This window comes from Pseudomonas sp. X10 (assembly GCF_054889225.1).
This window is the reverse complement of record NZ_CM142677.1, coordinates 4,731,896-4,745,833: the sequence shown is the minus strand read 5'-3', so window position 1 is coordinate 4,745,833 and position 13,938 is coordinate 4,731,896. Positions and strand designations below refer to the sequence as shown.

At 62.1% G+C, this 13,938-nt stretch carries 18 protein-coding genes; 11 read left to right on the top strand and 7 right to left on the bottom strand.

What is annotated here, in order from left to right; genetic code table 11:
- Nucleotides 1-198 precede the first annotated feature (198 nt).
- The gene (locus ACYU03_RS21685; protein ID WP_461886674.1) at nt 199-1,185 is read right to left on the bottom strand and encodes an NAD(P)/FAD-dependent oxidoreductase; all 987 of its coding nucleotides are present in this window, start codon (nt 1,183-1,185) and stop codon (nt 199-201) included.
- A gap of 187 nt (nt 1,186-1,372) precedes the next feature.
- Between ACYU03_RS21685 and ACYU03_RS21680 the strand changes: the two genes are divergently transcribed.
- Nucleotides 1,373-2,278: a TIGR01777 family oxidoreductase gene (locus ACYU03_RS21680; RefSeq protein WP_461886673.1), complete on the top strand. Its 906-nt coding sequence runs from the start codon at nt 1,373-1,375 to the stop codon at nt 2,276-2,278.
- Nucleotides 2,279-2,291: 13 nt separating this feature from the next.
- Nucleotides 2,292-3,305 carry a ferrochelatase gene (hemH, locus tag ACYU03_RS21675; protein WP_461886672.1) on the top strand — a complete coding sequence of 338 codons (1,014 nt, stop codon included), beginning with the start codon at nt 2,292-2,294 and terminating at the stop codon, nt 3,303-3,305.
- A gap of 58 nt (nt 3,306-3,363) precedes the next feature.
- Here the strand turns inward: hemH and ACYU03_RS21670 are convergent, their stop codons facing one another.
- Nucleotides 3,364-4,626 (bottom strand): uracil-xanthine permease family protein, encoded by a 1,263-nt coding sequence (locus tag ACYU03_RS21670; protein WP_461886671.1) that lies wholly within the window; start codon nt 4,624-4,626, stop codon nt 3,364-3,366.
- Nucleotides 4,627-4,628: 2 nt separating this feature from the next.
- On the bottom strand, nt 4,629-5,267 hold the full coding sequence (gene upp, locus ACYU03_RS21665) for a uracil phosphoribosyltransferase (protein WP_461886670.1): 639 nt from the start codon (nt 5,265-5,267) through the stop codon (nt 4,629-4,631).
- A 164-nt stretch (nt 5,268-5,431) separates the two neighbouring features.
- On the opposite strand from upp, the gene ACYU03_RS21660 reads away from it, so the two are divergent.
- The 4 genes from ACYU03_RS21660 to ACYU03_RS21645 all read left to right on the top strand — a co-directional run bounded on the left by ACYU03_RS21660 (nt 5,432) and on the right by ACYU03_RS21645 (nt 7,399).
- Nucleotides 5,432-5,989, top strand: coding sequence for a hypoxanthine-guanine phosphoribosyltransferase (locus ACYU03_RS21660; protein WP_461886669.1), 558 nt, complete (start codon nt 5,432-5,434; stop codon nt 5,987-5,989).
- Nucleotides 5,990-5,992: 3 nt separating this feature from the next.
- Nucleotides 5,993-6,466: a WbuC family cupin fold metalloprotein gene (locus ACYU03_RS21655; RefSeq protein WP_461886668.1), complete on the top strand. Its 474-nt coding sequence runs from the start codon at nt 5,993-5,995 to the stop codon at nt 6,464-6,466.
- A gap of 102 nt (nt 6,467-6,568) precedes the next feature.
- On the top strand, nt 6,569-7,039 hold the full coding sequence (locus ACYU03_RS21650; RefSeq protein ID WP_461886667.1) for a hypothetical protein: 471 nt from the start codon (nt 6,569-6,571) through the stop codon (nt 7,037-7,039).
- Nucleotides 7,040-7,108: 69 nt separating this feature from the next.
- A complete protein-coding gene (locus tag ACYU03_RS21645; RefSeq protein WP_461886666.1) occupies nt 7,109-7,399 on the top strand; it encodes a PA4642 family protein in 291 nt (96 codons plus the stop codon).
- 288 nt (nt 7,400-7,687) lie between these two features.
- Here the strand turns inward: ACYU03_RS21645 and mqo are convergent, their stop codons facing one another.
- Nucleotides 7,688-9,193, bottom strand: a complete 1,506-nt coding sequence (gene mqo, locus ACYU03_RS21640; protein WP_461886665.1) for a malate dehydrogenase (quinone) — start codon at nt 9,191-9,193, stop codon at nt 7,688-7,690.
- Nucleotides 9,194-9,800: 607 nt separating this feature from the next.
- A complete protein-coding gene (locus ACYU03_RS21635; RefSeq protein WP_461886664.1) occupies nt 9,801-10,034 on the bottom strand; it encodes a hypothetical protein in 234 nt (77 codons plus the stop codon).
- A gap of 188 nt (nt 10,035-10,222) precedes the next feature.
- Between ACYU03_RS21635 and ACYU03_RS21630 the strand changes: the two genes are divergently transcribed.
- A complete protein-coding gene (locus ACYU03_RS21630; RefSeq protein ID WP_461886663.1) occupies nt 10,223-10,807 on the top strand; it encodes a YajG family lipoprotein in 585 nt (194 codons plus the stop codon).
- Between the two features lie 70 nt (nt 10,808-10,877).
- Here the strand turns inward: ACYU03_RS21630 and ACYU03_RS21625 are convergent, their stop codons facing one another.
- Complete coding sequence (locus tag ACYU03_RS21625; RefSeq protein ID WP_461886662.1) at nt 10,878-11,084, bottom strand: hypothetical protein; 207 nt, start codon at nt 11,082-11,084, stop codon at nt 10,878-10,880.
- 158 nt (nt 11,085-11,242) lie between these two features.
- Here ACYU03_RS21625 and ACYU03_RS21620 point away from each other — a divergent pair, with 158 nt between their 5' ends.
- On the top strand, nt 11,243-11,503 hold the full coding sequence (locus ACYU03_RS21620) for a hypothetical protein (protein ID WP_461886661.1): 261 nt from the start codon (nt 11,243-11,245) through the stop codon (nt 11,501-11,503).
- Nucleotides 11,504-11,546: 43 nt separating this feature from the next.
- Here the strand turns inward: ACYU03_RS21620 and ACYU03_RS21615 are convergent, their stop codons facing one another.
- On the bottom strand, nt 11,547-12,713 hold the full coding sequence (locus ACYU03_RS21615; protein WP_461891521.1) for a 1-acyl-sn-glycerol-3-phosphate acyltransferase: 1,167 nt from the start codon (nt 12,711-12,713) through the stop codon (nt 11,547-11,549).
- 126 nt (nt 12,714-12,839) lie between these two features.
- On the opposite strand from ACYU03_RS21615, the gene ACYU03_RS21610 reads away from it, so the two are divergent.
- The 3 genes from ACYU03_RS21610 to ACYU03_RS21600 are packed head-to-tail and all read left to right on the top strand — an operon-like array spanning nt 12,840 to nt 13,916.
- On the top strand, nt 12,840-13,022 hold the full coding sequence (locus ACYU03_RS21610) for a CPXCG motif-containing cysteine-rich protein (RefSeq protein WP_461886660.1): 183 nt from the start codon (nt 12,840-12,842) through the stop codon (nt 13,020-13,022).
- Nucleotides 13,022-13,282, top strand: a complete 261-nt coding sequence (locus ACYU03_RS21605; protein WP_461886659.1) for a putative signal transducing protein — start codon at nt 13,022-13,024, stop codon at nt 13,280-13,282. The genes ACYU03_RS21610 and ACYU03_RS21605 overlap by 1 nt, the downstream gene beginning before the upstream one ends.
- 13 nt (nt 13,283-13,295) lie before the next feature.
- Complete coding sequence (locus ACYU03_RS21600; protein WP_461886658.1) at nt 13,296-13,916, top strand: SOS response-associated peptidase; 621 nt, start codon at nt 13,296-13,298, stop codon at nt 13,914-13,916.
- Nucleotides 13,917-13,938 lie beyond the last annotated feature (22 nt).

Sequence of the window (13,938 nt, the reverse complement as noted above, 5' to 3'; positions counted from 1 at the left end):
TGGGCTGCGGTTCAGCCTTGCGGCCGTTGTAGAGCATGTTGTCCCCTACCAGACGGGCACTGATGGCGATACGAGGAAGGCGCTGATCATCACCTTCTCTAGAGGTTTTTGTACAAGAAATTTTTTATGTACAAAATTAAGCTCCATCGAAGTGACAAGAGCATCAAGCGTTTTTTATACGGAGGCCTGCGGCCGAGGTTATTCGAGATGTTCCAGCAGCCTGCGGGCAGCTTCCTGCCCACTCAACCAGGCACCCTCGACACGGCCGGACAGGCACCAGTCGCCGCAGGCATACAGCCCTTGGTCGGCATCGGCCAGGGCGCCCCATTCATGGTTGCCCACTGGCCGTGCATAAAGCCAGCGATGAGCCAGGGCGAAGGAGGGGGCCGGTACTACGCAACCGACCAATTCGGCAAATTCACCCCAGAGTTGTTCGATCACCGCTTCCTTGGGCAGGTCGATGTGCTGCCTGCTCCAGCTTGACGAGGCGTGTAGCACCCAGGTGTCCAGGTGTTCGTCCCGGCCTGGTTTGCTGCGGTTGCGGGCCAGCCAGTCGAGTGAATTGTCCTGTACGAAGCAGCCTTGCATTGGCGTATCCAGCGGAGCTTGGAAGCCCAGCGCAATGGCCCAGGTCGGCTCCATTTGCACGCCAGCGGCGACAGCGGCCAGCTTGGGCGTGGCAGCCAGCAGCGGCGTGGCCTGGGGGGCTGGCACGGCGATCACCACACTGCTGAACGGGCCGTGGCTGCAGCCCTCGGTGTCTTGCAGATGCCAGTACTGTTTGCCACGGAAGACTTCAGCGATGCGGCAACCGAAATTCACCGTGACATCCTTGAGCAGTCCCCGGGTAATCGCGCTCATGCGTGGCACGCCGACCCAGCGCACCTGTTCGTCGGGCGAAGGCGTCAGTTCACCGTTGCGGTAGTTGTACAGCTGGGGCTTCCACTGCGCGGCCCAGCCGGCGCTGACCCATTGCTGGACCTGGTCAACGAAACGCCGGTCGCGAGCAGTGAAATACTGGGCGCCAAGGTCCAGAGCGCCAGCGTCGCTGCGCTTGCTGGCCATGCGTCCGCCACTGCCGTGGCCCTTGTCGAACAGGTGGACGGTCTGCCCGGCCTTTTGCAAGGCCTGGGCGGCAGAAAGGCCGGCGATACCGGCTCCGATGATGGCGATAGGTACTGTCATGATGGCCTCTTCGAACCTTGCTGTGAGCAGCCTACGCTGCCTGGCAAACCTGTACAATGCATAAAAGTTGTATAAGGTTATTCCGCTCGATAAGACAGGTTGGCCTATGTTTATCCGAGAGCGTTCGGTCAAAAAAGTGCCTTGATCTTAAAAATAGACCACTGGCGCCCGCAGAGAGGACACAGCCATGCATATATTGCTGACCGGCGGTACGGGTTTGATCGGCCAACATCTTTGCCAGTTCTGGCGCGACCAAGGGCACCGTCTGACGGTGTGGAGTCGAAGTCCCGAGCAGGTGCCCAAGCGGTGTGGAAGCGGTGTGCGAGGCATCGCCAGGCTGGAAGAGTTGGCGGCAGATGATCCTGTGGATGCCGTGATCAACCTGGCCGGCGCACCGATCGCCGACCGGCCCTGGACCGCCGCGCGGCGGACCTTGCTCTGGGCCAGCCGGATTACCCTGACCGAACGCTTGCTGGCCTGGCTGGAAAGCCGCGAGCAGCGCCCCGAAGTGCTCATCTCCGGCTCGGCCGTGGGCTGGTATGGTGACGGAGGCGAGCGTGAGCTGACCGAGGCCTCGCCCCCGGTCAAGGAGGATTTCGCCAGTCAGCTGTGCATTGCCTGGGAGGAGACCGCGCAGCGCGCGCAGTCGCTCGGCATCAGGGTGGTGCTGGTGCGCACGGGGTTGGTGCTGGCCGGTGATGGCGGCTTTTTGTCGCGCCTGCGTGTGCCCTTCAAACTGGGGCTGGGCGGGCCTCTGGGCGATGGACGCCAGTGGATGCCCTGGGTTCATATCGATGACCAGATCGCCCTGATTGATTTTCTCTTGCAGCACAAGGATGCCAGCGGTCCTTATAATGCCTGCGCGCCGGAGCCTGTGCGCAACCGCGAGTTCGCCAGGCGTCTGGGGCGGGCTTTGCACCGGCCAGCGTTGTTGCCGCTACCGGCGTTGCTGCTGCGGGCCGGGCTTGGCGAGCTGTCGATCTTGTTGCTCGGCGGCCAACGGGCCCGTCCGGTGCGTTTGCTGGCCGCGGGTTTCACCTTCCGCTTCAACGATCTGCAATCGGCCCTGGACAACCTCTCCAGGCGCCTCTGACATAGGACGCTGCATGACCGATCACGCTCTGCTGCTGGTCAACCTGGGCTCACCGGCCTCCACCTCGGTGGCCGATGTCCGCCGCTATCTCAATCAGTTCCTGATGGACCCCTATGTGGTCGACTTGCCCTGGCCGCTGCGCCGCCTGCTGGTATCGTTGATCCTGATCAAGCGCCCCGAGCAGTCGGCCCATGCCTATGCCTCGATCTGGTGGGACGAGGGGTCGCCGCTGGTAGTGCTGACCCGGCGACTGCAGGCGGCGATGGCCGAACATTGGCCCCATGGCCCTGTGGAAATCGCTATGCGTTACGGCGAGCCAGCCTTGCCTTCGGTGCTGGAGCGCCTGGCCGCCGAGGGTGTACGCAAGGTGACTCTGGCACCGCTTTATCCACAGTTCGCCGACAGTACGGTGACCACGGTGGTGGAGCTGGCGAAGCAGACAATCAGCGAGCGTCGGCTACCGTTGCAGATGAGCGTGCTGCAGCCGTTCTATGACGACCCTAAGTACATCGATGCCCTGGTCGCCAGCGCCAAGCCGTATCTTGAGCAGGAGCATGACCACCTGCTGCTGAGCTTCCATGGCCTGCCCGAGCGCCACTTGAAGAAGCTCGACCCCACGGGTCAGCACCGCTTCCAGGACCCGGACTGTTGCAAGGACGCCAATGCTGAGATGCGCGCGGTCTGCTATCGCGGTCAGTGTCTGGCTACGGCCAAGGCTTTTGCGCAGCGGATGGGTATCCCGGATGGCAAGTGGTCGGTGTCGTTCCAGTCGCGCCTCGGCCGGGCCAAGTGGATCGAGCCCTACACCGAGACGCGCCTGGATGAACTGGGCAAGGCTGGCGTGAAGAAGCTCTTGGTGATGTGCCCGGCCTTCGTCGCCGACTGCATCGAAACCCTGGAAGAGATTGGCATGCGCGGCCGCGAGCAGTTTATCGAGGCAGGGGGAGAGGAGCTGGTGCTGGTACCGTGCCTGAATGATCACCCGCAGTGGGTGCAGGCCCTCAATACGCTTTGCTCTAACGCTTAGCGTCAAGCTGCAAGTAGAAGTAGGGTATGCCAGGCTTTTACTTGCAGCTTGAAGCCGCTCAAGCGGCTTCTTTCTTCTTCCAACCGTCATTGCCCGGCAACAGCAGGTTCAGGGCAATGGCGACCACGGCACACAGGGCGATGCCCTTCAGGCCCCAGTCATCTGGGCCGTCGCCGCTGCCGATCAGTACGCCGCCGATGCCGAACACCAGGGTGACCGAAACGATTACCAGGTTGCGTGCTTCGGAGAGGTCGATCTTGTGGCGGATCATGGTGTTCATGCCCACCGCCGCGATCGAGCCGAACAGCAGACAGAGAATGCCACCCATCACCGGAACCGGGATGCTTTGCAACAGCGCGCCGAACTTGCCGATGAAGGCCAGGACGATGGCGAAGACTGCCGCCCAGGTCATGATCTTCGGGTTGTAGTTCTTGGTCAGCATCACCGCGCCGGTCACTTCGGCATAGGTGGTGTTGGGCGGGCCGCCGAACAGGCCCGCGGTGGTGGTGGCCAGACCGTCACCGAGCAGAGTGCGGTGAAGGCCGGGTTTTTTCAGGTAATCGCGCCCGGTCACGCTGCCCACGGCAATGACGCCACCGATGTGTTCGATCGCCGGCGCCAGCGCGACTGGAACGATGAACAGGATGGCTTGCCAGTTGAACGCCGGGGCGGTGAAGTTCGGCAGTTCGAGCCAGGGGGCGGCGGCGATCTTGGCGGTGTCGACCACGCCGAAGGCGAACGAGAGGGCGAAACCCACCAGCACGCCGGCGATGATCGGCACCAGGCGGAAGATGCCCTTGCCGAACACGGCGACGATCAAGGTGGTCAGCAGCGCAGGCATGGAAATCATCATGGCGGTGCTGTAGGGCAGCAGCTCGCTGCCGTCGCCCGCCTTGCCCATAGCCATGTTGGCGGCGATCGGTGCCATGGCCAGGCCGATGGAGATGATCACCGGGCCGATGACCACCGGTGGTAGCATGCGGTCGATGAAGCCGGTGCCCTTGATCTTCACCGCAAGGCCCATGAAGGTGTAGACGAAGCCGGCTGCCATCACGCCGCCCATGGTCTCGGCCAGGCCGAACTGCCCTTTGGCGAGGATGATCGGCGTGATGAACGCGAAGCTGGAAGCCAGGAAAACCGGGACCTGGCGGCCAGTCACCACTTGAAACAGCAAGGTCCCGAGACCGGCGGTGAATAGCGCGACGTTAGGGTCCAGGCCGGTGATCAGGGGCATCAGCACCAGCGCGCCGAACGCCACGAAGAGCATCTGCGCGCCCGAGACGACCTGGCGCCAGAGCGGGTCGTTGAAGCCGTCCTGCATGGTCAGGCGTCCTTTTGCTTGGTGCCGAAGATCTTGTCGCCGGCATCGCCCAGACCGGGAATGATGTACCCATCTTCGTTCAGGCGCTGGTCGATCGATGCGGTGTAGATCTGTACGTCGGGATGGGCCTTCTCGACCATGGCGATGCCTTCGGGGGCGGCAACCAGGACCATGGCGCGGATGTCACGGCAGCCGGCTTTCTTCAGCAGGTCGATGGTGGCGACCATGGAGCCGCCGGTAGCCAGCATCGGGTCGATGATCAGCGCCAGGCGCTGGTCGATTTCCGGCGCGAGTTTTTCCAGGTAGGTGTGCGCCTCGAGGGTTTCCTCGTTGCGCGCCACGCCGACGGCGCTGACCTTGGCGCCCGGGATCAGGCTGAGCACGCCATCGAGCATGCCGATGCCGGCACGCAGGATCGGCACTACGGTGATCTTCTTGCCGGCGATCTTCTCGGCTTGCACTTTGCCGCACCAGCCATCGATTTCGTAGGTTTCCAGGGGGAGGTCCTTGGTCGCCTCATAGGTCAGGAGGGCGCCGACTTCCTGGGCAAGTTCGCGAAAGTTCTTGGTGCTGATATCGGCACGGCGCATCAGGCCGAGCTTGTGGCGGATCAGCGGGTGGCGGATCTCACGAGTAGGCATAGGGGAGGGCTCCGGGAGGCGGGCAAAAAAACCGCGCTAGATTAATCTATTCAGTCCCGCATGTCGTCTAGTCATTCTGGACGTTAGTCCATAAATGCTTGATCTGGGACCGGCGGATGCGTACCTTTGCCCGCTTTTCTCATTCGCAGCCCCTGGAGAGCGCCATGTCCGCCGATCTCGAGCACATCCGTCAAGTCATGAGCGAGGCTGACTGCCTGTACACCGAAGCTGAGGTCGAAGCGGCCATTGCCCAGGTCGGCGAGCAGATCTGCCAGCGCATGGCCGACAAGAACCCAGTGGTCTTCTGCGTGATGAACGGCGGCCTGATCTTCGCCGGCAAACTGTTGACCCACCTGCAGTTCCCTTTGGAGCTGTCGTACCTGCACGCCTCGCGTTATCGCAACCAGACCAGTGGCGGCGAGCTGTTCTGGAAGGCCAAGCCAGAGATCTCGTTCATCGACCGCGAGGTGCTGATCGTCGATGACATCCTCGACGAGGGCCACACCCTCAGCGCCATCATCGACTTCTGCAAGCACGCCGGCGCCCGTGCCGTGCACACTGCCGTGCTGATCGACAAGGACCACGACCGCAAGGCCAGTCCGGAGCTCAAGGCCGACTATGTGGGCCTGCCGTGCGTCGACCGCTACATCTTTGGCTATGGCATGGACTACAAGGGCTACTGGCGCAACGCCAACGGTATCTTCGCCGTCAAGGGGCTGTGAGCCATGCGCCGACCGGCCTTCATCGACCAGTCGTTGTTTGCCGGGCTGGCGGAAAAAGCCTCTGCCAATCCGCGTGGGCGCCAGCACCACAGTTTCCATGAGATGGCAGAGCCTTGCCATCGCATGGCGGTCGGGCTGCAGCCCGGCACTTACATTCCGCCGCATCGCCACCTCAGCGATGATAAGGCCGAATGCCTGATCGTGCTCAAGGGCGCTTTGGGCCTGCTGATCTTCGACGACCAGGGCGAGGTGATCGACAAGCGCCGGCTCGAGGCTGGCGGCGAATGCCTGGGCGTGGACCTTGCTCCGGGTACCTACCATGGCCTTGTGGTGCTGGAGGCTGACAGCATCTTGTTCGAATGCAAGGCGGGTCCTTACCGTCCGGTTGGCGAGGGCGAGATGGCCCCTTGGGCACCGCGCGAAGGCGAGGACGGGGTGGCCGAATACCAGGCTTGGATGCACGCGCAATTCGATTGAGCCATCTGTCCGATCGCATGCTCTTGGATCGGCCTCTGCAGGCTTGTCCAAATCCGTCTCCACCCCATGCTAGAGTGCCTCTTCGATGCCAAGGAGCCCTACATGCGTGCGATTCTTCCCTTCCTGCTGGCAGTGAGCCTGCCGCTGTCTGCGGCGCCGCTGCACAGCCAGTTCCTTCCGCCCGACGACCTAGCCCTGCGTCAGGAAGCGCCAGAGAGCCAGCAACTGCTGCAGGTAACCGACTATTCGATCGTGGTTGGCACCCAGCGCCAGTCCAGCCAGCAACCGATCCCGATCACCTCATCCTTGCTGATGCGGCTGAAGGGCAAACCTTTGAGCAAGGGCGCGAGCGTCAGCCAGGTGCTGATCAGCTTCGACGGCGATGGCGGCAAGAGCCTGAAGAAGCCGGTCTACGACAGCAAGACGCGCATCCTGAAGCTGAACTACCCCATGAGCGACTATCCGGTGATCATCGACCTGCTGCGCCATGACACCCTTTATGTGCAGTTCCTCAGTTACCCGAATGGCCATGTCTGGGCCGATCTGCATACCGGTACCGTACGTACGCGTTGAGACGCGCCGCCAGCGGGGGGTAAACTGCCGGCCTTTGAAGTATCCGTGATGGCCCAGTTGGAGTCGGCAATGCGTAAAGACAAGAAACAAGTGATTGGTGACGAGATCAGCGACGACTACGTCAAGTCGTTCCTCATATTCGAGCCGGCCGATGGCGTGACCTCGCCTTCTCTGCACAAGCTGATCAAGGCCTACCGCGGCCTGCGCGTCGATGACTTCGAGCGTTTCGTCGGTTTCTTCGTCGAGGCCGGCCTGGACCTGGACGGCAAGGATGAGCACGGCAAGACGTTCGTCGAGCTGATCGCCGACCAGCGCAATGCCGCCGAGTACATTGAGATCATCGACAACGCCCGCAGCTGAACCGCTGCGCCCACCGCTACAGCGCGCTCTACAGATTTAGCGCTGTAGTGGTGGGCGATGAGTGTGTCCTTGTCGCACAGGCACAAAAAACGCCCCGAGGGTAATGCTGTTCACTTAAGACTTTGGGGCCGCTGCGCGCCCATCGCGACACAAGGCCGCTCCCACAGAGGGTTTGCCTTGTGGGAGCGGCCTTGTGTCGCGATGGGCTGCGTAGCAGCCCCACTTGGAGGCGCTCCAGCTTAAGTGAACAGCATTACCCCGAGGGGCGCTTTTCTTTGCTTAGGTGTTTCAGGCGTAGTGCTGGGCTGGGCTGTTTTCCACCAGTTCCAGAGCTTCGTCGTTGTAGGCGCTGATCTTGTGGTACAGGGCGGCGTCGGTCGCCAGGGTCTTTTCCCGGGCCGGGAAGATTTCCTTGAGCTTGGCGGCCCAGGCACCCTTGGCCTGTTCGGGGAAGCAGCGCTCGATCAGTTCGAGCATGATCGACACCGTCACCGAAGCACCTGGCGACGCGCCCAGCAGGGCAGCCAGGCTGCCGTCCTTGGCCGCGACCAGTTCGGTGCCGAACTGCAGGATGCCGCCTTTCTTCGGATCCTTCTTGATGATCTGCACGCGCTGGCCAGCCACTTCCAGACGCCAGTCCTCGGCCTTGGCCTCTGGATAGAAGCGGCGTAGGGACTCCAGGCGTTGCTCCATCGACTGCATCACTTCGCTGACCAGGTATTTGGTCAGGTCCATGTTGTCACGGGCCACGGCCAGCATCGGACCGATGTTACCCATGCGTACCGACAGCGGCAGGTCGAGCAGCGATCCGTGCTTGAGGAACTTGGTGGTGAAACCCGCGTAGGGGCCGAACAGCAAGGACTTCTTGCCGTCCACCACGCGGGTGTCCAGGTGCGGTACCGACATGGGCGGTGCGCCGACCGCGGCCTGACTGTAGACCTTGGCTTGGTGGCGCTTGACGATCTCGGGGTTGTCGCAACGCAGCCATTGGCCGCTGACTGGGAAGCCACCGAAGCCCTTGCTTTCTTCGATGCCCGACAGCTGCAGCAGTGGCAGGGCCGCGCCGCCAGCACCGAGGAAGACGAAGCGGGCATCGACTTCACGGGTGCTGCCGCTGTTGACGTCCTTGATGCTGACGGTCCAGCCGTTGGCGTTGCGACGCAGGCCGGTGACCTTCTTGCAGTACTTGACTTGAGCGTTCTCGGCGTTGCCGAGGTGCTTGAGCAGCTTGTTGGTCAGGGCGCCGAAGTTGACGTCGGTGCCCTTGATCACACGGGTGGCGGCGATGCGTTGGTCAGCCGGGCGGCCCGGCATCATCAGCGGCATCCACTCGTTCATCACTGCCTTGTCCTCGGTGTATTCCATCTCGGCGAAGGCGTGGTGCTGCTTGAGCAGCTCGAAGCGCTTCTTGAGGAAGGAAATACCCTTGTCACCCTCGACATAGCTCAGGTGTGGGACGGGGCTGATGAATGCGCGTGGCGAGCCGAAGCCGCCTTTCTTGCTCAGGTAGGCCCAGAACTGCCGGGAAACCTCGAACTGGGTGTTGATATGCACCGCTTTCTTGATGTCGATGCTGCCATCGGCGGCCTGGGGCGTGTAGTTCAGCTCGCACAGGCCGGCATGGCCGGTACCGGCGTTGTTCCAGGGATTGGAACTTTCCGCGGCTCCGGAGTCCATCGCTTCGACGACTTCCAGCTTGATCGTCGGGTCGAGTTCCTTGAGCAGTACGGCCAGGGTGGCACTCATGATGCCCGCGCCTACCAGTACTACATCAACTGCTTCGTTCTGCGCCATTTAACGCGTCTCCAAAATCTACAGCACCAAATTGACAGCATAGGATCCCTGGGGTCGCCAGGATCGCCATGTCCGATTCTTCGCAGTTCTTGCAACTTCCGCGGACACCGCCAACCGGTCTTTGCGTTCGTGTTATTGAACGCTTCTTGCCGCCAGTGCGGCAATTCGACTTATGGTCAAGGGTACCCGTCGTGCGTTGTGGACCGGCTTCAGGCACCCATCCAGGATGAGCACTTTTGCCAGCTGTTCGGGGCTGTTCGGGACGTATCTGTCGCTTTTGCACATGCCAGACTGTTCATTTGCTCGCCACACTCTCGTGAAGTTGTGAAAACCCGTTTTTTCACGCTCTTTTGGAGTCGTGAACCTCAAAAGGACTGCGCGATGGCAACCCGCAGGTTCGTGCAGAGCAGAAGGCCGGAAACGCAGGCGCATCAGCTGGTGCAAGACCTGAAGTGGAAGGCTCTCTGTGGGCGAAGCGGAAGGGTGCCGTTGGTCATTTCGGCGATTTGCGGGGCCCGATCAGGAGACGTCCTTATAATCGGGGGGAGATTATAACGATGTCTCGGGCAGAAAAGGTCTTTCTTCGCGACTTTTCTTACGGTTTTTGTCAAGCGGGCAGGATGCGTTGTTGCCAGCGACGGCTTGCACGGGCGCAAACCCGGGCGCTGGCCGGCAGCGGACGGCCCAGCCAGCCCAGATTGGTTTCATTGACCTGGACCCAGCCGCTGCTGGCCGGTGGCTGGGTGCATTGCTTGAACGCCAGGCAATTGCCCTCGGCATCCAGACGGACGTAGCTGTTGTGGCGCGGGCGGTGGAAGAGCAGGGTCCAGAGCGAGGCCATGGCGAGGTGTCCTGTTTGTGTGTCTGCGCCGATCATAACGTCGAGGTCGTTAAGCCATTGTGACAGGGGCGCGGGATGCTTCGGAGCCTGGGGCTGTGTCCGTTTCACTCTCCTGTGCGGTCGTGAATGAAACGGGAACAGAGCCTGGGTATACTGGCGCCTTTGCGGCTTTTTCTGGAGAAATACGCATGTTGCAACGTCTGTTGTTCGGTTTGATCGCGGTGGCCAGCCTGAGCCTGGTCGGTTGTGCCCACAGTCCGCAACAACTCAGCCCGCAACCCAAGCTCACCGCCCAGCTGGCGCCGGTCGGCCATGGTCAGCCGGTGGTGGTGAAGGTAGTCGATGGCCGCTCGTCACAGGCCTTGGGCACCCGTGGCGGCCTGTACCCCGAGACCAGCACCATCACTGTCAGCGGCAACGACATCCTGCCCAAGTTGCAGGCCCAGGCCGAAGCTGCGGTGCGCCTGCTCGGTTTCACCCCGACGGCCAATGCCAACAACGCACCGCAACTGACCGTGACTTTGGCGGAGCTGAAGTACCAGTCGCCCAAGGAAGGCCTGTATGTGACCGAAGCCACCATCGGTGCTACCTTCCGCGCTGACGTATCCAACGCCACCCGCCGCTACAGCGGCCGTTATGGCGCCTCGCTGGACCAGCGCTTCGGCATGGCGCCGAACCAGGAAACCAACACCAAGCTGGTCGGCGATGTGCTCAGCGATGCCCTGACCCGCCTGTTCAAGGACCCGACCATCGGTCAGGTACTGGGCGAGTAAGCTTCTGCGACCAGCATGAAAAAGCCCGCTGCCTGGCGACCAGGCAGCGGGCTTTTTCGTTCCCGGGGCGTCAGGCAGCTTCGACGTAGAGGTCGAGCATGCTGATACCCGTCTGCGCATCGACTTCGGGCAAGTCTTGGTGGGCATGGCCACCAAGGGCGCAATAGACCAGCCACTGCCGGTCTTGGACATTGATGGCGAAACCGTCGATCAGCGCTTGCTGTTCGTCGCTCTGGGCGACCAGATAGAGGCGATCCTGGTTTTCGGCGTGCAGCATGACAAGCTCCGGTATGAGGCAAAGGCCGACAGGGTGGCTTGTCTGGATGACGAGCGTGTGACAGATGAAATCAACCGTCATTTTGTCGCAAAGGGCAGGCGGGTAGGGCTGGCTTGGGTAGAATGCCGGCCTTCGCTGTATTTTTTCGAGGTTCTGCGATGTCGTTGCAAGTGCTCTGGGGGCTGCTGGCCGCCCATCCGGCCAAGCTGATCAACCTGCTGGCCCTGCTGATTACCTGCCCTGGCGGCCTGTTGCTGCACAGCGCCCGGCGCCGCGAAGTCTTGGTCCGTGAAAGCCTGGCGACCGATGACACGCTGGTCGATGACCTGAGGCAGCGTGTGCACCGTTTCTACTACATCCTGGGCTTTTCCTTTCTGGCCATGGCGCTGTTGCTGTCCTGGTTCAGTACCTGGCTCTGAGCGAGCCTGCCGCTAGGCTGCAACCCCGGCAGAGCCCATGGGCCTACAAGACCGGGCTGGCTGCCTTGACCTGGTACTGATTGCGCACCGGCGTCGCATACTGCTGGATCAGGTACGGTTGGTGCTCGATCGGGCAGGCGTCCAGGCGACGCTGCCATTCTGTCCGGGCGGCTGCCAGTTCCTCGGCCGGGAACAGCGTGTCCACCGCTGGCACCGTCAGCGTAGGGTCAGCCTCGGCCCACGCCGCATACGCCAGGTAATGCACCGGGAACAACCGGTAGCCACCGAGGATCAGGCGGTCGATTTCCCCTGCCAGTTGCTTGGTGTCCTCGAAATACTCGGTCACCGGCGGGGCAAAGTTGATGTGCACGCGGCCTTTGTAGCCGGTGATGCCTTGGGCGATGCTGATGTCATCTTCCCCGGGCTCCTTGCTGTAGGTGCCCGTGGTGGCGCGGATGTACAGCTCCCGGGCCTTGGCCAGGTCGCAGGGGTCGTACTCGTAGCTGATCGACACCGGGATCAGGTTCAGGCTCTGGATCACCGCGCCGAACGGCTCGCTCTTGCGGCTCATGTGGAACATTTTGAGGATCGCTGAGTCGGTGCGGTCGTCACCGTCCTTGGCGCGTCCTTCAGCTTGGGCGATCCAGATCGATACGCAATCGTTGCGGATCGAATGATTGATGTAGGCCGACAGCAGTTGGTAGGCCGCGAGCTTCTCGCGGCGGCCACTGAGCGAGCGGTGCACGATGAAGCTCTTGTTCAGGCGCATCATGTCGCTGACGAAAGGCTTCTGCAGCAGGTTGTCGCCGATGGCGATGCGTGGCGTCGGCAGGCCGGCGTGGTACACCGCATAGTTGACGAAGGCCGGGTCCATGACGATGTCACGGTGGTTGGCCAGGAACAGGTAGGCGGTGCCTGACTTGAGTTGCTCGACCCCGGTATAGGTGACGCCATCTGTGGCGCGTTCGATGGTTTGGTCGACGTAGTACTCGACTTTGTCTTGCAAGGTCGAAACGCAATTGACTCCAGCGAACTCCTTGCGCAGGCGCCGGGCGATCAGGGGTTTGAGCAACCAGCCGAAGGCACCGGCCGCACGTGGGAAGCGGAAGTGGGTGAGGATATCGAGGAATGCCGGGTCGCTGAGCAGGCGTGCCAGAACGGCAGGGACCTCAGCGTCGTCGTACGGTCGGATGGCATCGAATTCGCCCATCATGCTCTCTTGTTGGAAACGGCTAGGGTAATAAGGTAAGGCCGGGGGCCGAAAAAAAGGCTCGGACACACACAGGACCTGTAAATAGACCGGCAATTATACGCACAAGTCACTGCGGAGGCCGCGATGCTGGAAACTGCGATCTACGATTGTCCTTATTGCGGTGAAGAGGTCGAGACCACCCTTGACCTGTCGGGCGGCGACCAGACCTATATCGAGGATTGCCAGGTCTGCTGCCGTCCGGTCGTGTTCATCCTGCAGGTACATGGTGACGAATGGATGCTCGATGTGAAACGCGAGGATGACTGATGCGGCGAATCTACGAGCCGGAGAGCCTGCTGGAGGCCGAGCTGCTGATCGGCATGCTTGATAGTGAAGGTATCGAGGTGCACTTGGTCGGGCGTGACCTGATGGGCGCGGTCGGCGAGCTGCCGATGCAGGGGTTGTTGGGCCTGGCGGTGGCCGACGAGCAGGCCGATTACGCACGGCAGCTGATCGCCGAGTACAATGGCGCCCAGCCACTTGCCGGCGACGAACCGGAGAGCATTCCCGGAACCCTGATTTGCTAGGTCTTGATCGCTCATGTGTGGACGCTACGCCCTGTTTCGCTGGTCCCCGGCTTTTGCCGCCTTGCCAGGTTTTCCTGCTGACCAGCAGGCGCAATGGAACATCTCCCCCGGCGCCTCGGTGCTGATCCAGCGGCAGCTTGACGGCCAGCGGCAGCTGGCACGGGCCCGTTGGGGGCTGACCCCCCCCTGGTTGACCGACCTGTCGCGCACGCCCGCCCATGCCCGTGCCGAAACCTTGGTGGAGCAACCGATGTTTCGCGAGGCGTTTCGCCTGCGCCGTTGCCTGATGCCGGCCAACGGTTTCTATGAGTGGCGCGGCAACGTGCGCAAACGCCCTTACTGGCTGACGCCGGGGGAGGGCTCGTCGCTGTACTTCGCCGCGATCTGGGAGGCCTACCCGGTACAGGAGCAGGTGTGGCTGAGCTGTGCCGTGGTGACCCAGGCCGCGATGAGCCAGCGCCGGCCACTGATCCTCGATGCCGAAGGCCAGGCAGCCTGGCTCGACCCGGATACGCTGCTGCCGCGCTTGCATGAGTTGCTGGCCAGCGACCCGGTGAGCTTGCGCGAGCGGGTGCTGGCGACCTTTGTCAACGACCCGAAGCTCGATGCGCCGGAGTGCCTCACCCCGGCCTGATGGGGCACTCCCGGCTCGGGCT